The organism is Dyadobacter sp. 3J3 (assembly GCF_009801115.1).
Classification (GTDB): domain Bacteria; phylum Bacteroidota; class Bacteroidia; order Cytophagales; family Spirosomataceae; genus Dyadobacter.
The window spans coordinates 458,718-475,726 of record NZ_VTOL01000004.1 but is presented as its reverse complement, the minus strand read 5'-3'; the positions used below and the strand labels follow the sequence as shown (position 1 = coordinate 475,726).

Below are 17,009 nucleotides of genomic sequence, written 5' to 3'. Positions count from 1 at the left end.
GATTATGGGGTTAATTTTAACCTGAACTATTTGAAAAATGAAGTGTGTTTGTCTTGCACCAGTTTTTATTTGGTTGCGAAAGAATTTGTACCAGTTTTGAGGATACAGCCTTGCTTGCAATAAGCTTACGTTACAACTTATGAGCAGTTATAACCCGAGCAGTACAGTTTAATAGCTTCGATCCTAAACATTCTATCGCAGAAACAGCTTCAAAATATTTAACGGTATCAAAACCCCAAGCCGTCATTTTTCACTTCGCAACTTTCTGAAAGCAAAATTAGGAAGAGACAAACCATAACTCTGCCTTTTATTTAAAATATAAGCATCTCGTCTCAATAGAAGATTTCATCAATGCAGTTTCTTAAAACATTATCTACATATATTTGCGGTATTTTTTCTTGTTCCAACCTATTTTTTGAATCCAAAGATTTTAAGAACTGAAAAAAAATATTTTCCTCCTCAGTCAACAAATTCAAATTTTCAGATTTAACACGTACCCCATCAACAGCATACGCATAAAAAAGCCCGAAGGTTTCTCTGTCCATCATGACACTTTTAGTGTGGGAGTAATAGCTTCTGAGTTGCTGCAGGATTTGGAAGCCATGCTCGTCTATATCACCCCAATAATAGATATTCTTATGCTGAAACCAGGTCACATTTTTCAGGCTGCTTATATTGAAGCCGCCTCCGCTCCAGATTGCCATCGTTGATTTGACCGGTGGCAATGTCAAAAAATTCATTTTATTCTCGGTAATCATTACATTGATTGCAGGTAATTCAAACTTTTCAAAATCTGAAAACGGAATACTGATATCAGAATACCCGTGGTCAGGTTTCTGTTTTTTGTCTAAGAAACGTATTCTGATCAAAGGTTCATCATAACGTAGAAAAAATCGTTCGGCAAAACGCTTTTGGGTAGCCGATCGAATATGGTCAGGAAGCAAAAAATCCAGCAATGATTGAACAAGCGCAGTGTTTTCCTCAATAAATTTTGTGTGAATCTCAATAGGCAGCTGCCGAAGATAAAGATCTGGTCTTGGCGTTTGAATAAAGTACTGGCATACCTTGAGAACATCATTCCAATTAATCCCTCTATCTGTTAACCATAGGCAATTCTGCAAGGCCCAAGGCTTTAGCGAAGGAATTGCTGTAACAATTATGGAATAATTCGACAAGAATGCTTTCCATTCCTTCTTTCGATTGGTAAATGATACGTAATCATCCACTGTCTCAAATATAACAGCATCTGGTAATTCATGGCTGCCAGTACGCCTGAAGTTTCGTCCGGCAGTTTTCACCAGATATCCGGATCCGGTCTGACTTTTGGAATATCGATAAAGCATTTCAATCTCCTGTTGTAATTGTTCAAACCGTTCCGTTACATGGCCCGATTTCACTTTACCTACACGGTCGATGATTCGGGGAAAGAATGGTTCCCCTGTTATTTCACTTTGCAGCAGAGGCTTCCACCATTTTAAAGCCTGGTTCCTTATTTCCTCAGGACCGATCATGATTTTTCCTCATTTTGAAAAACACCATTATGTCTGTTCCTTTCGGTTTCATATTCTTCTTTCGTGAAGTTGCTCACTTGTGAGTTGTTTCCTTCCCGGTTGCTAACAAAATGAAAAGAATTCACATGTCCTTCTATGACATGGATCTTCTGCAAAGGCGTCACAATAAGTAGCTGCAAGTTCAACTTCTTAAACAATTCAAGTCCATATCTGGTACTTTCATCGCTGCCCCTTCCAAATGCCTCATCGATAACAACAAAACGAAAACTCCGGCTCTTACTTTCCCCGAACTGTAATCCAAATTGATAAGCCAATGCACTGGCAAGAATAGTATATGCTAACTTTTCCTTCTGGCCACCACTCTTTCCTCCCGAGCCTTCATAGAATTCCTTTTCACTATGATCGGATCTGTAACGTTCACTGGCATTAAATTCAAACCATTCCCGTACGTCTGTTACTGTTGCCGTCCAGTCGCGGTCTATATTGTCCATACTGGCAAAACGGTCCAGGATGCGTTTCACTTGTTCATATTTTTCTTCTGTGTACAGTTCATTGTTACTACTAAATGAATGTATGTAGCATTTTTTTAATTCTTCCCTAAAAAAACGTACTTCTTTATTGGTAGTCGAATCCATCAGTATTGTTATATAAGTATCCTGGGCGGCATTATATACAATCTCTGAAAGATGTCGGTTAATGGTGCGTATTTTCTGCTTGATATCTGTTTCATGTTTTTGAAGCTGGCTATCGAACACGGCTATACTGTTGATGACATTCTTATTCAGCTCATCCTTGAACCGTTCTTCGTGCCGTTTCAGATCCTCGGAGACGAGTTGTTCAAATTTCTTGATATACTCCGAGCGGGCATCTATACTTTCAGCAATCTCATTGTATTCGGCCCTTGAATGTTCCTTGATCTCCCTCATTTTCCTTTCGATCGACGAATGGAAGCCCATTTGTCTGCCCCTGAGCCTTTTTAGCTCTCCATTTTCACCTTGAAACTGTTTCCGGAATTCCTCTTGCCTGTTTTCCACATTCTTTAGAGTAATGTTCTTTTCAGCAAGTTTCCCTTCAATCAGTGGATACCATTTATCTCTGAGATGTGCTGCCAATTGTTCCTTTTGCTGGCCGGCATTCCTTTTTTGTTCCTGTTGGTTTTGAATTGTGTTTTTTAATCCGCCGATTTTCTCAATGACTGCTTTTTCCTTAGTATAGACAATCTGTAGGTCGACTTCGCTTTTGTAGCGTTGAAGCTGGGCCAGTATATCGTTATTGTTGAGCAATTCATTTCGTTCCTGTTCCAGGTCGTATATTTTCTTTACATGGTAGCGCCAGTCGATACGGAAAAAATCCTTGACGTAAAGTACAAAACCTAACAGTTGCTTTTGCTCCTGATTCTTTTTTTCCTTAGTTTCTATGGCCCCTTGCTGAAATTTAAGTTCTTGTATTTTTTCTTCCAGTTTATTCACAGAGGAATCCAAGGTTTTGATTTTTTCCGCGTTGCTCCAGCCCAGGACATAGTTGCGTCTGTCATCGATACGCTTACGGTCATCCTTAATATGGCGTATTCGTCCGCTTTTGGTCAATCCTTGCTGGGTGATACCAAACGGCACGTGCTGTAAGCCTTTGACGTCGGTACAGATATAATCCCCAAAACTCCGTTGGATGTACGCCACCAACCAGTCGTAAAAATCAGTATCTGGTTTGATTTCTACTTTATATGCGATGCTATCCTGATCCAATTCTTTAATCACACGGGTGTTGTTTTGCAGATCTGCTTCCAGGTAGGTTAGTTTGATACCACGTCCATCAGCACCCTTCAATGGATTGTTGTTTACATAATTGCTGACGCTCTTATAATGGCTTTGGGGAACCAATAAACTGATGCCTGCATCACGTAACAGCTTCTCAATCGCACCTTCCCAGGCCATTTCGTTTTCACCCACTTTTAGCAGCTCCCCAACAAAAGGCAATTCGTCTTATTCAATACGCAGGTCAACACACAATTGCGTACGGAAGCTGATAAGCCAGGCGGGAATCTGTGTCTTTCTTTCCTTCAATGATTGTAATTCCCGTTGCTCCAAAATGCACTCAGTTTCCTGCTTACGCAGGTCACTTACCAGATTGTCCCTCTGCTCGCGCAGCTGGGCTTCGAGATGTATACACATTTCATTAATTTCATTCGCCTTTTTGATATTCGACTGAAAATCGGTTTCATTTTGCACGCTTTTTAGCCCGGTTTGTAAAGCAAACCGTTCGTACTCTTCAAACTCTTTGCTTTTGCCGTCTTTGTCCTGCTCGTGACGTTTGATCTCCGAAGCGATTTGTTCTATTCTCCTGCCACCGTTATTGGCAATATCCTGTGTTAGCGTCTGTCTCCGGTTTTCCAAGTCATAAAGTTCCTGTGCTATATGCTTTTGCTGCTGTGTTACCCTTTCCAATTCTCTTTCGGAATCTTCGATCGCTTCTTCCAGAAGTACCCACTTCTTTTCTGCAAACCAGGCCGGCATGACCTCAAGCATGGCTTCTATGTTTTCTATTTCGCGGGTTACATTCCCGTAATCAATACAGGCCTCTGTTAACGGTTTTAATATCTGGTGCTGTTCCCTGGCGTGCACTACGGCAGCATGCGACTTATTCAGATCGTCAAACCGTTTCAAAAGGGAAACGATCTGTTCTTTTACATCCGTTCTTTCAAGCATCTGCTCCCGGACAAAGTCGGTAAGGCTACTTACCGACTTCATGGATACCGTTTGATAGAACAAATCGATGGCCTTGTCGCTGTTCATTCCAAACAGCCTGCGAAAATGTTCACTGTATTGAGAAAAGTTATCGTTAAATAACTGCACCCCAGCGATGTTACGAAGCTTTTTTCTCAGGTCATTAATATCCGTAAAATTCCCAAAGTGATCTTTTATAGTCAACGGTATCGTTGCAATGGCCAGTAGCTTATCCACTTTGCCCTCTTTTCCTATCCAAAAGAACTGGGCAAGACAGATATTTTCCTGATAACCCTGGTTATGAAAATTACCAATTACTACTGTATAGGTGTTATCATCGGGCCGCAGATATACCTTCTTGGCAACTTTGGTTATTTCTTCCTTCTCCTTTTTATATTCCCCCCTTACATAACTTAACAGATTACGTTCCTTGCCTTCTGCGCCGGCTGCTTTGTTAAATACGATTTTATTATGGGGTACCAAAAGACATGTCAACGCATCCACCAACGTAGATTTACCCGAACCAATATCCCCGGTGAGCAGGGCATTATGCCCGTTGGGTTGTATTTGCCAACGCACTTTGTTGAATGTCCCCCAGTTGAGCACTTCAAGGTATTGTAGACGGAAACCCGCCAGATTAAGTTCTTCGGGTGAATAATGCAGCAATTCGTCCATACGATATATTTTAGTCTGTCACCTGCTTTTCTTCGGCATAGTTCCGGAGCCTTTTCAATGTCTCGTCAATTACATCCGCGTTGACAAACCCCTTGATAATGCGGTGTATTTCATAATTCTTTTCCTGATCTTCGAGCTTCCGTAAAAAACCTATTTCCACTACCCGATTTATGGTTGTGATGATTTTTTCCTGCTGCCTGGCTTCATCATTTGTATTCGGAAGAAAAACCTTTGTTCGGCTGATAATCTCTTGCTCATTGATAATCGATCGTACAGCCCCACCTTGCGCGTCATGCTCCAGCAGGAATTTCCGAAGGACTATACATAGCAACGAAGTCTGAAAATTAAGCTGTCTTTTTTCTGTCAGCCTGGGCAGAGGAAATTCGTCCTCGCCCCACTCTTTCTGCCGCATAAATGCGTAACCTTCGCTTTTGTCCAAAAAAAGTTCAAGACCTATCGGCTGGAAATATTTTTTCACGTCGGGCTCATACCGCAAAAGATTCTCCCATGTTTCTTTCTGATAATCATATACGATGCCTTTCAACAATGCAATCAGGCTTATTGAGTATTCACGATCCATACTTACCGGTTAAAAATAATGACGGGGCTCTGCATCCTGTAAATCTTTCCACTTTCTGTGTTTTCGATCACCAGATATTCCATTTGATCACGGTTTACGTAATGTTTGCCTTCATTGGCTGCTATCTGCATGTATCCCAGCACTTCAGCAACACCTTTGGTCGGCCTGTAATGATCCAACAATTCAGACAGTGCAATCTGGGACTTGTTCCTTAATAAGGATTTGACATTACTTCTCAGTTCTTCCATGTCTACGTAAAACTGATCAAACAAAGCATCGGTATCTGCTTCTGCCAGTCCATCCTCAATACTGGTATTTTCGAAAGCTACTTTTACCGGTGAGGTAAAAAGTGGCCGGTCCATGGTGATAGAAGGCTTAAAAAGGCCATCAATATTCATCCAGTTTGCCTGAAGGTCAATTACTTGCCTATGTTCGAGGAGCAAGCTTTCTATTTGTTCTATGCTATGCAGGATATGTCTGCTTTCGGAGAGGTTCTTTTGTTCAACAAATTTCCTGAGCTGTTCTATCAAACCGTCATTACTCCGGTTGACTTTATCGCCGGCGTCCACAAGATTTGTTTTTATCCGATCCACTGTCTGTTCCTTTTTTATCTCCATGATCGCAGGAATGTTATTGATCTTCTCCAGCAAAGTTTCGAGTTCCTGCTGCATTTGCTCACTCATTAAGAATTCCCAGAAAGCCCGAAAACTCTTTCCCTGATCCGTATTCCAAAGATGATCCTGCTGTTGGAATACGATGTCCAGTAAATCAGCTTTGGCTAGGTTTGTTTTTATGATCGTTTGCCTGGTCTGCGTATCAAGTTCCCTGAAATTTTCTTCTACCTGCCTAAAATCCGAGAGCAGACGTCTTGCCGTTTCCTCTGCAAGAAAGTAATTTTCTTTGACCTGTGTAGAGGATGGTTTGACAAAGTCACCTTGCCCTATCTTTTCAATTTCTTTGTCAATTCTATTGCGTTCTTGTTGCAGCTGTTGTATACGTTCATTGGGGCCGGATGTTGTATTGACAATTTGCTGAAGTAAATGAAAAAATTGTATCAGGCGGCTATGCGTACCTACAAACTGCTGCTTGTTAAGGTCCTCCAGCCATTTCAGTGCATTTTCAGTGGCTGGTGATAGTTCATATACCGGTTCATCTGCTGTTTCGTAGTACCTGCGCAGGTATCCCTGTTCTGCCCATTTTTGAAGATAATCGAGTGCACCCTTTTTATAATCGTTGATCCCTTGCCTTTCCAGACTATACATATAGTCTCCCAAAAGACCTTGCAATTCACTTTGCAGATACGAAATCTTATCCTGTTGTTTAAATGCCAGATGGAAAAACCCCACCAGTAGCGGGAAATGCTCAGCCCTCAGCAATTGCAGGGTTTTGTCATTCCGAAAAAAGGACAAGGCTTTTTCGTAGTTCATGGTTACACCTGTTTCGTTTTTTAATTTGTCCGGCTTTATGTCTTATTCTACAAAATGAAGCGATCTCTCGTCATTAAATCTGGACAATTTAACTTTCTTTCACGAAGATTACTGTTTCGATCATTTTATTCTTTCACATCTCAAATTCGTATAAAAATAGCGAATAAAGATATTTTGTAATCCATCTACTCAAAAAAATATTTTAGTCGAATCTTGCATATTGAATCTGTTTCAATAAATTTGTAGAAATATTACTTAGAATTAAAATTGAACACAACACTTCGAAATATTGCAAGTATTCAAACTGGCTTTTTTGCAAAACCAGTTTCTGTCGGAGAAGGTGTGTATCTTCAGGCTAAAAACTTTGACGAAAACGGCTTTATCAAATACCCGTTGCATAATGATCTGGAAATGACAGACATTAACCCTAAACACTTACTAAGAAATGGCGACATATTATTTGCAGCGAAAGGCACAAAAAATTTCGCAGCTTTATATAATTCCGAGAATGGATTGGCAGTAGCATCGACATCGTTCTTTGTAATCCGCCTGACTAACTCCATACGGGACAAGATTCTTCCGGAATTTTTAGTCTGGTTTATTAATAATCCGCCGTCTTTAAAACTTTTAAAAGATCAGGCGATAGGAACCTCGATTGTTTCAATCTCAAAATCAGTTCTTGGGGAGCTGGAAATTTCTGTTCCAAGTCTGGCAATACAAAAAGCAATTTTAAAAATTGCCGAACTTCGTAACAGGGAAAGAAAGATTAAGAGCGAAATTGAGAATTTAAAGGAAAAACAAGTTCAAACTACTATACTGGACGCACTAAATAAATAATTTAAAACAGCATACCGCTACGTGCTTCAAACAAAATATAATGACTAAAAAAATAACCCAAAAAGACATCAACGACGCTGTTTGGAAAGCCTGTGATACCTTCCGCGGCAGCATTGATCCAAGTATTTATAAGGATTATGTGCTTACGATGCTTTTCATTAAATATCTCAGCGACGTGCATGATGATAAGTATGAGGCTTATCTTTTAAAGTATAATAATGATAAAGAGCGTGCCGATCGTGCTATGAAACATGACCGGTTTGTAGTTCCCGCCAACAGCCATTTTAAATATTTGTATGACCATCGCAATGAGATCAACATTGGAGAATTGATTGACATTGCATTGGAAGATCTGGAAGAAGCCAACAGGGAAAAGCTATTCAGCCCTGATGGAGCAGGTATTTTCCAGAACATCAATTTCAATAGTCCGGTGCTTGGCGATGTGAAAGATAAAAATACAAGGTTAAAAAACCTGCTGCTCGACTTCAATAAGGATAATCTGGATTTACGTCCGTCGCATCTGGAAGGTACCGACATCATTGGCGGCGCTTATATGTACCTGATCGAAAACTTTGCGAGTGATGCGGGCAAAAAAGCAGGAGAGTTTTTTACACCGAAAGAAGTCTCTACCTTGATTGCCAAACTGACCAGATCAAAACCCGGGTCAAGAATTTGCGATCCAACTTGTGGTTCTGCTTCTTTATTGATTAAAGCAGGTGAGGAAGTTGGTTCGGACAATTTTTCACTTTACGGGCAGGAAGCCAATGGAAGTACCTGGGCACTGGCTGTGATGAACATGTTTTTGCATGGTTTCGACAATGCTACCATTCGCTGGGGGGATACGATTCGTAATCCTAAACTGAAAGAAGGTGATGCCTTGATGAAATTTGATACGGTGGTAGCAAATCCGCCCTTTTCGCTTGACAAGTGGGGAAAGACGGAAGACAAGGAAGAGAAAGAGGAAAATAAATCAGCTGACAGTTTTGATCCGGAATCAGATACGTACAATCGATTCTGGCGCGGAATTCCACCCAAAAGCAAGGGCGACTGGGCATTCATCAGCCACATGATCGAGACTGCTTATGAAGGGCGTGGTATTGTGGGGGTGGTTGTGCCGCATGGCGTTTTGTTCCGTGGAAGCAGCGAAGGTAAAATCAGGCAGCGGACGATTGAAGAAAATATTTTGGAAGCCGTCATTGGTTTGCCTGCCAATTTGTTTTTCGGTACCGGAATTCCGGCTGCGATCCTGATTTTCAACCGAGGCAGAAAGGAAAAAGGAAAAGAGCCGGTATTGTTTATCGATGCCAATAAACATTATGAATCCGCAAAAAACCAAAACCGCCTCCGTGCCGCCGACATTGACCATATTGTGGATACCTACCATCAGTTCAAAGAAGGAAAATTGCAAACGGGTGTGATCGAAGACAAATTCAGCTACGTGGCCACGTTTGAAGAAATACTTGAAAATGAATTCAATCTCAACATCCCGAGATATGTAGACACCTTTGAAGAGGAAGAAGAAGTGGACATTGTTGCGGTGCAGGTTGAAATTGAAAAACTGGAAGTGGAGCTGAAAAATGTGCAGGGGGAAATTGAGGGGTATTTGAAGGAGCTAATGAGCTAGTGTGTATTGATCGGCAGTTGTTTGGAAATTCCGAACAACTGCCGATAAACAAGTAAAATAAAATTAAAATGGAAAAGCTAACCCGTCATAGTATTCAATGGTTTTACAATCTCCTTGCAAAAGGTGAATGTGATACCCTTGATTTCAAGGAGCAATTGGAGGATAAAGTTACTTTTGGTAAGTCAATTAAGAATTTTGCTCCTAAGTATGAAGAATTAGCCAAGGATGTGGTTGCATTCGCAAACAAAAAAGGCGGATTTATTTTTATTGGAATTGTCGATGATACAAAAGAACTGAATCAGGAATTTGAATACCAAGATGCGAAAGTTTTTGAGCTCATCAGACAAATACAAGACCGAACGGCCCCATCAATTACAATCAAGCCGCACCGACTGAAAGTTGATCAGACTGATATTTTATTATTAGAAATTCCGTTTTCCACACAACTCCACAGAACCTCAAAAGGGGAATATCTCATTCGCAGCAACGACGGAAACCGGGCAATTGAGTCTTACGAAATAGCTACCATTCAGGCTGAGAAGGGATTAATTGTGTATGATCAAAAAACCTGGGACTTGCCTTTTAACAGTGTTGAGAATGACAAGCAAGGCAATCCTGTTCCGGGTTGGCAGGATTTAAACTACACCAGAGATCTTTTTGTCCGCATTCAACGGGAGAAGCCTCAAAGCCCTTATCTGAAAAACACTACAAATGAATTTTCAGAAACCCTTGGTCTTGTAAAAGAAGAAAGTGGAAAGCAGTTGCCGACTACAACAGGTATTTTATTCATTGGTAATCAAAAGGCGTTAAAAGAATTTCCTTACAATCAAATAAAATATATCCGGTATTATGAAGATGGCACTTACACGCCTTATGAATACAGTGGAAATCTGATTGAAATGGCAGATGCTTGCTTTGCTCAGTTGAAATCAGAAATAAAATTGAAGGAGTTTCATTTTGGCTTGTTTAGAGAGTATATAGAAGATTATCCAGAAGTTGTACTTCGGGAATTGCTCATCAATGCCCTTGCCCACAGGGATTATAGCCGGCAGCAAATCATTGAAATTCGTAAATACCCCAATTATCTGGAGTTTGAAAGCCCGGGACATTTTCCACAAGGAATTAATGAGACTAATTTCTTGAGAAAAACCAATCCGCGCAATCCGGGGATCATGGATGTTTTAAGGGAAATAACCTATGCTGAAAAAGCAGGGAGCGGATTTGATAAAATTTTCACAGCATTATTATCCAAAGGGAAAAATCTACCAAGGCCACAGCAAACTGATAATTCCATTGTATTACGGATTGAGGCTGATGTCTATTCCGAAAAACTTGCAGAACTAAGTTTACTTTATAAACAAACCACGAAAAAGGATATAGATCTTGAAAAGTTGTTGGTACTCAACAGTATCTATACCGGACAGAAGTTAACTTTTCAACAACTTGAACAATCCCCTTTTATCAATACTTACCAGTTGCGTAAGATATTAAATGAATTAAGAGACTTGGAATTTATCGAAACCACGGGAAAGACCTCGGACGTAAAGTACATTATTCATAAGTCAAAAATTGTGGGGATTGCTGATGAGAAACAATATCTGAAACAGAAGCAGCAGGATATCTTCAGGCAAAAGCAAATCATTCTTAAATATCTCGATGAATTTGAAGAAATGGATAATAAGACTGCGCGTGAAATTCTGAATCTCACTGACGATGACATTTACAAAGTGTCCCGCATGTTTAAGCAACTCAAAGAGGAAGAGGAGATTGAAATATCCAAAAACGACAAAGGAATTACGTATTACAAGAGAAAAAAGTAGTTTGAGCAAGCGCTATTTATCTGATTATCAATAGTTTAATATCAAAACCGCTTGCGGCACCGCTTGCACTGACGTAAAATGACGCAATTTGCGCAAGCGGTATAGTTTGTAGATTATTTTGCTGATGCTGGTGGATTACAACTAAAATTTATTTACAAAGAGTGCCGCTTGTGAAAACGCTTGCCGGATTTTAAAAATATTAATGATGAGTGAAGATTTAGAAAAAAATAATTTAGAGGTTTTTTATAGAACTACTATTCCAAAAGAATGGAAGATTCGAAAACTTCGTGATTGTTGTTTAATAAAGGGTGAATATGGTATAAATGCCGCAGCAGTGAGCTATTCCAAAGAACTTCCAACATATATTAGAATAACTGATATTGACGAAGATGGATTCTACTCTGCCATCAAAAGGGCATCCGTAAACAATGAATCGTCCGACAAATATCTTCTAAATGAAGGAGATATACTATTTGCAAGAACCGGAGCTACTGTTGGCAAAACTTACTTATATGACGAAAAAGATGGAAAGCTAGTTTTTGCTGGGTTTTTGATTCGGTTTCGACCCGATAAAAATCTTTTAATGAGTCAACATCTTAAAAATTTTACTTCAACCAAAATATATTGGGATTGGGTTAAAACAGTGTCAATGAGGAGTGGACAACCTGGAATAAATGCGGAGGAATATGGCTCGCTCCAGATACCAATACCCCCTTTATCTGAACAAAACGCAATTTCTAAAATATTAGGTTTAATGGACAGCACCATTAACCAAAACAATAAACTTATTACCCAAAAAGAACTTCGTAAAAAATGGCTGATGCAGAAATTATTAAGCGGAGAAAAGAGATTTAACAGATTTATCAAAAATGAGCGCAACCATAAAACAGATTTAGGTTTATTACCTGTTGATTGGAAACTAATGTCTCTAAAAAGTATTGTGACACCAATTCGGAAATCATTTACTCCCAAAGAAGATGAACTATATCAACAAATTGGCATTCGTTCTCACACGAAAGGAATATTTTATAAAGAAAAAGTTAGTGGAAAAAGCTTAGGAGAAAAGAGTGTTTTTTGGATGGAACCAGATTGTTTGATTGTAAATATTGTGTTTGCGTGGGAGCATGCAATTGCTAAAACAAGCAAAAATGAGGTAGGAATGATTGCTTCTCATCGCTTTCCAATGTTTAAACCTAAACCAGAGATTTTAGATTTAGATTATTTGCTATATTTTTTTAAATCTCTACGTGGAAAGCATTTGCTTGGGCTTGCTTCTCCCGGCGGTGCAGGGAGAAATAAAACTTTGGGGCAGTCCGAATTTATAAAACTTGAAATTCCAGTTCCATCATTTGAGGAACAAACCACCATCGTCCAAATCCTGCAAGCAGCCGATAAAGAAATACACCTTTTGAAAACCAAAACAGATAAATTACGTGAGCAGAAAAAGGGATTGATGCAGTTGTTGTTGACGGGGAAGAAACGGTTGAAAATATAAGTGAATTAAAACCGCAGGGCTCGACACATTTCCTGATGTATCGAGCCCCGAAACTCAATTTTCCGATTGGCAAGATGAGCAATGCAAAGGTATGGTGGGAACTAATGATTTACAAAATTGGCATAAAAAAAACGCTGATTACGGGTTCAGCGTTTGAGACCTTTGTAGATTCCCCACCAAAGGTAAAGAACAGTGCAAAAGTAGCTCTTTATTTTGAATATGTCAAGACATAATCAAAACCATAAAGATATGTATAGAAAACCACCCAAACCTATACATATCAAAAAAACATGTATAGAAAATGGCGCTTTTCTATACATATAAAGTAAAAATCAGCCAATCTCTGTCTTAAAAGCCAACGTAAAATGGAAACCCCCAGTTTTATAGAAGACCACATCAGCCTGATACCTGCTTTGCAATTATTGCAAAAGCTCGGATATACTTACCTAAGTCCTGATGAGGTCAAACAACTTCGTGGTGGAAAAACCAGTGCCGTTTTGCTGGAAGACATTTTACGGAAGCAGTTAAAGGAGATTAATGCCGAAAAGAGGATCAGTTCGACCAAATTCACTTACATCAGCGACGCCAACATTGAAAATGGAATTCGGGCATTAAAGGAATTACCGATGCAGGATGGCTACATTGCCGCTTGTGAAACGGTTTACAATCTCATCACACTTGGAAAGGCTTTTGAACAAAGTTTCGACGGGGATAAAAAAAGTATTACCCTACAATACATCGACTGGAAAAACATACAAAACAATGTGTTTCATGTAGCCGACGAATACAGCGTTGTGCGCAGTACCAGCAAGGAACATTACATTCCTGATCTGGTTTTGTTTGTCAACGGTATCCCATTGTGCATTATTGAATGCAAAAGACCAGATAAAAAAGAACAGTTAGCACAGGCAATCAGCCAGCATTTGCGCAGCCAGCAGGAAGACGGCATTCGCTCTTTATATGTTTACTCGCAAATTACAATGAGTGTAGCAACACAGGATGCGGCCTATGCAACGAACGCAACACCTGAAAAATTTTGGGCAAAATGGCTCGAAAAATTTATAAATGACGAGGAAGAAATCAAATACAGAGCCGAATTTCTGAAACTAAAAAACCAGCCATTATCAATTTCTGAGCAGGAAAAACTTTTCTCCGGCCGGTTCAAATACATTCATCAGTATTTTGATGATCTGGAAAAAGAAGAAGTCCTGCCCACTGTACAGGACGAATACCTGTATGGCTTATGCCACCCGGAAAGATTGCTGGATATCGTTTTCAACTTCATTTTGTTTGACAACGGAGATAAAAAAATCGCACGTTATCAGCAATTCTTCGCGATCAAGAAATCCATAAAAAGAATCCTTAATATAGAAAATGGGAAAAGGAAGGGTGGCGTAATCTGGCATACGCAGGGAAGCGGAAAATCATTGACGATGGTGATGCTAGCCCAGGCGATTGCGATGGAGAAGACGATCAGAAATCCAAAAATTATATTGGTAACAGACCGGACAGATCTTGACAATCAGATCACCGGGACATTCCGGAAGTGTGGCAAATTTGTTGAAAATGCAGGAACGGGACAGAGATTAGTGGAGCTGCTGGAAAGTAAAAGTGATTCTGTTGTTACCACGATCATCAACAAATTTGTGGCGGCGATGAAGAAAATAAGCAAACCATTGGAAAGCCATGACATTTTCGTTTTGGTGGATGAAGGCCACCGAACCCAGCATGGCACATTTAACATTGAAATGCAAAAAGCATTGCCAAACGCCTGTTTCATAGCGATGACGGGAACTCCGCTTTTCAAAAAAGACAAAAGTACGGCAGTTAAATTCGGAGGAATTATTGATGCCTATACGGTTGACCAGGCAGTGAAAGATAAAGCCGTAGTACCTCTGCTTTATGAAGGGCGTTTGGCAAGACAAACTGTGAACGCAGCTCCCTTAGACCGGTTTTTCGGAATGGTTTCAGAACCGCTAACAGAATATCAGAGAGCCGATTTTAAAAGAAAATTCAGCCGGGCTGATCAGCTGAATAGTGCTGAACAAAAAATTTATGCGCTTGCCTGGGATATCAGTTTACATTTTCGGGACAACTGGCAGGGTACTCCATTTAAAGCGCAGCTGGTTTGTGATAAAAAAATCAATGCGATTCGCTATAAAGAGTTTCTAGACGAAATTGGTATTGTCAGCAGTGAAGTTTTGATTTCTTCATTGGACGAACGTGAGGGAGAAGCCAGCGTATATGAAAACGCTTCGGATAAGGAAAAGCGATTCTGGAAGAAAATGATGGATGAACATGGTAATTCAAAAACCTACGAAAAAAACATCATCAATCGTTTCAAAAATCAGAAAGATCCCGAAATAATCATTGTCGTAGACAAGCTGCTAACAGGATTTGATGAACCCAAAAATACTGTTTTATACCTGACAAGGAATCTTCAGGGACATAAATTGTTACAGGCGATTGCGAGAGTAAACCGGATTTATGCGGATAAAGAATTTGGCTATATCATCGATTATTATGGTGTGATCGCTAATCTGGACGATGCGCTGGAAATGTATTCGACCTTCGAAGATTTCGATTCGCAAGATCTGGAAGGTGCTTTGGTCAATATCAATGATGAAGTCAAAAAATTACCTCAAAAGCATTCGGAGCTTTGGGATATTTTTAAAACCATTGCCAATAAAAGAGATGCAGAGGCATATCAATTATTATTAAAAGATGTAGCAATCCGGGCAATATTTTATGATAAACTGGCTGCATTTGCAAAAGGCATGAAGCTGGCATTTTCGTCAATCTCATTTTACCAGGAAGCCGATGAAAAGACCATAAACCGTTATAAAGAAGATCTGTCCATGTTTTTGAAACTTCGTGTTGCCGTCATAGAACGGTATAGCGATGCCATTGATTACAAACAATATGAAGGACAGATTCAGAAATTGATTGATACACACATCACCACCGAAAATGTAGAAACGATCACGGAACTGGTCAATATTTTTGACAAAGAGAAATTCCAGCAAGAAGTGGAAAGCACAACAGGCAAGGCAGCCAAGGCCGATAAAATCGCCAGCAGGACCTCTAAACACATCTCAGAAAAGATGGAGGAAGACCCTGCTTTTTATAAAAAATTCTCGGAAATGTTACGGGAAACGATTGCCGACTATGAAGCCAAACGTATCAGCGAAGTGCAGTATCTTAAGAAGGTACAGGAAATTATGGATCAGGTATTGACCCGTAATGATAGCGATATACCTGAATCGCTAAAAGGTAAAGATGTAGCAAGAGCATTTTATGGTCTGGCAGTAGAATCGCTACACGAAAAAATAACTGATAATAATTTAAAAAAGGAAATTGCAACACATTCTGCTTCACAAATTGATGACCTGATAAGGGCCGCAGTTCTGGATTTCGGAAAACCAGTGGTGGACTGGCAGTATAAAACCAGCATAACGGGCAAATTGCTGATCGATATCGGCGATTACCTGATTGACGAGGTTCGGGATAAATACCACATCAACATGACATTTGCTGAAATGGATGACCTCGTATCCAAATGCATAGAGGTTGCTAAATTACGCTATCGATAATGAAGGATTACATCGACTTTGGGTCAAAAAAAATAGAATTTCATTTAGAATTCAATAACAGAAAATCACTTGGCATTACAGTTACACCTGCGTTAGAGGTATTAGTAAAAGCGCCTATTGAAACGCCTATTGAAAAGATAAAAGAAAAACTGCAAAAAAAAGGCCCCTGGATTTTAAAACAACTAAGCTTCTTTTTGTCGTTTCATCCAAAAACTCCAACCAGAAAATTCGTAAGCGGGGAAACGCATCTATATCTCGGACGGCAATACCGGTTAAAAATCATACATGATGAATCAAAGACTGTACAAGACTATCTAAAAATCAACCGTCAGTTTATCGAAGTATATGTTTCTGACAAATCTAAGGTCGAGATCATGGTTAAGAATTGGTATTTGGCAAAAGCAAAAGAAAGGTTTCATCAATTGGCAAAGCCGTTATTTGAACAATTTGTTTCAAAATACAATTTGACAGATGCTAATTATCAGCTTGTAATCCGGGAGATGCCCACACGATGGGGAAGCTGTACACCAAAAGGGAAGATCATCCTCAATCCGGAATTGATTAAAGCACCAAAAGGTTGCATAGAGTATGTCATTATACATGAACTCTGTCATTTAGTTCACCACGACCATACTCAGAAGTTTATTGATCTTCAAACTAAAGAGATGCCGGATTGGGAAAAATGGAAAACTAAACTGGAAAAGCTGTTGGCTTAGCGAGCTCCACT

11 protein-coding genes are annotated in these 17,009 nt (G+C 39.7%); 6 read left to right on the top strand and 5 right to left on the bottom strand.

The annotated features are described in order from the left end of the window. Positions 1 to 332: 332 nt before the first annotated feature. Genes FZF08_RS11565 through FZF08_RS11545 form a run of 5 tightly spaced genes read right to left on the bottom strand, consistent with a single transcriptional unit; the run spans position 333 to position 6,913 of the window. Positions 333 to 1,511 carry a Wadjet anti-phage system protein JetD domain-containing protein gene (locus FZF08_RS11565; protein ID WP_159468848.1) on the bottom strand — a complete coding sequence of 393 codons (1,179 nt, stop codon included), beginning with the start codon at positions 1,509 to 1,511 and terminating at the stop codon, positions 333 to 335. Next, positions 1,508 to 3,457 (bottom strand): ATP-binding protein, encoded by a 1,950-nt coding sequence (locus tag FZF08_RS11560; protein WP_159468846.1) that lies wholly within the window; start codon positions 3,455 to 3,457, stop codon positions 1,508 to 1,510. Before FZF08_RS11560 ends, FZF08_RS11565 begins: the two co-directional genes overlap by 4 nt. Positions 3,458 to 3,490: 33 nt before the next feature. Further along, positions 3,491 to 4,906 (bottom strand): ATP-binding protein, encoded by a 1,416-nt coding sequence (locus FZF08_RS11555; protein ID WP_159468844.1) that lies wholly within the window; start codon positions 4,904 to 4,906, stop codon positions 3,491 to 3,493. A gap of 10 nt (positions 4,907 to 4,916) precedes the next feature. After that, on the bottom strand, positions 4,917 to 5,486 hold the full coding sequence (locus tag FZF08_RS11550; RefSeq protein WP_159468842.1) for a DUF4194 domain-containing protein: 570 nt from the start codon (positions 5,484 to 5,486) through the stop codon (positions 4,917 to 4,919). A 2-nt stretch (positions 5,487 to 5,488) separates the two neighbouring features. Further along, the gene (locus tag FZF08_RS11545; RefSeq protein ID WP_159468840.1) at positions 5,489 to 6,913 is read right to left on the bottom strand and encodes a DUF3375 domain-containing protein; all 1,425 of its coding nucleotides are present in this window, start codon (positions 6,911 to 6,913) and stop codon (positions 5,489 to 5,491) included. A 267-nt stretch (positions 6,914 to 7,180) separates the two neighbouring features. Between FZF08_RS11545 and FZF08_RS11540 the strand changes: the two genes are divergently transcribed. From FZF08_RS11540 to FZF08_RS11515, 6 genes are all read left to right on the top strand, one after another. Next, positions 7,181 to 7,750: a restriction endonuclease subunit S gene (locus tag FZF08_RS11540; protein ID WP_159468838.1), complete on the top strand. Its 570-nt coding sequence runs from the start codon at positions 7,181 to 7,183 to the stop codon at positions 7,748 to 7,750. A 40-nt stretch (positions 7,751 to 7,790) separates the two neighbouring features. Further along, on the top strand, positions 7,791 to 9,374 hold the full coding sequence (locus tag FZF08_RS11535) for a type I restriction-modification system subunit M (RefSeq protein ID WP_159468836.1): 1,584 nt from the start codon (positions 7,791 to 7,793) through the stop codon (positions 9,372 to 9,374). 68 nt (positions 9,375 to 9,442) lie between these two features. Beyond that, positions 9,443 to 11,194: an RNA-binding domain-containing protein gene (locus FZF08_RS11530; RefSeq protein ID WP_159468834.1), complete on the top strand. Its 1,752-nt coding sequence runs from the start codon at positions 9,443 to 9,445 to the stop codon at positions 11,192 to 11,194. A gap of 202 nt (positions 11,195 to 11,396) precedes the next feature. Next, positions 11,397 to 12,689, top strand: a complete 1,293-nt coding sequence (locus FZF08_RS11525) for a restriction endonuclease subunit S (protein WP_159468832.1) — start codon at positions 11,397 to 11,399, stop codon at positions 12,687 to 12,689. A 365-nt stretch (positions 12,690 to 13,054) separates the two neighbouring features. Further along, positions 13,055 to 16,282, top strand: coding sequence for a type I restriction endonuclease subunit R (locus tag FZF08_RS11520; protein ID WP_159468830.1), 3,228 nt, complete (start codon positions 13,055 to 13,057; stop codon positions 16,280 to 16,282). Beyond that, entirely contained in the window at positions 16,282 to 16,998 is a 717-nt protein-coding gene (locus FZF08_RS11515) for a M48 family metallopeptidase (protein ID WP_159468828.1), read from the top strand. The genes FZF08_RS11520 and FZF08_RS11515 overlap by 1 nt, the downstream gene beginning before the upstream one ends. Positions 16,999 to 17,009: the final 11 nt, after the last annotated feature.

Excerpts from the sequence above, each read along its gene's own strand:
- FZF08_RS11525 (WP_159468832.1), top strand. The coding sequence starts at position 11,397 with ATGATGAGTGAAGATTTAGAAAAAAATAATTTAGAGGTTTTTTATAGA.
- FZF08_RS11530 (WP_159468834.1), top strand. The coding sequence starts at position 9,443 with ATGGAAAAGCTAACCCGTCATAGTATTCAATGGTTTTACAATCTCCTT.
- FZF08_RS11550 (WP_159468842.1), bottom strand. The coding sequence starts at position 5,486 with ATGGATCGTGAATACTCAATAAGCCTGATTGCATTGTTGAAAGGCATC.
- FZF08_RS11555 (WP_159468844.1), bottom strand. The coding sequence starts at position 4,906 with ATGGACGAATTGCTGCATTATTCACCCGAAGAACTTAATCTGGCGGGT.
- FZF08_RS11520 (WP_159468830.1), top strand. The coding sequence starts at position 13,055 with ATGGAAACCCCCAGTTTTATAGAAGACCACATCAGCCTGATACCTGCT.
- FZF08_RS11545 (WP_159468840.1), bottom strand. The coding sequence starts at position 6,913 with ATGAACTACGAAAAAGCCTTGTCCTTTTTTCGGAATGACAAAACCCTG.
- FZF08_RS11565 (WP_159468848.1), bottom strand. The coding sequence starts at position 1,511 with ATGATCGGTCCTGAGGAAATAAGGAACCAGGCTTTAAAATGGTGGAAG.
- FZF08_RS11515 (WP_159468828.1), top strand. The coding sequence starts at position 16,282 with ATGAAGGATTACATCGACTTTGGGTCAAAAAAAATAGAATTTCATTTA.
- FZF08_RS11535 (WP_159468836.1), top strand. The coding sequence starts at position 7,791 with ATGACTAAAAAAATAACCCAAAAAGACATCAACGACGCTGTTTGGAAA.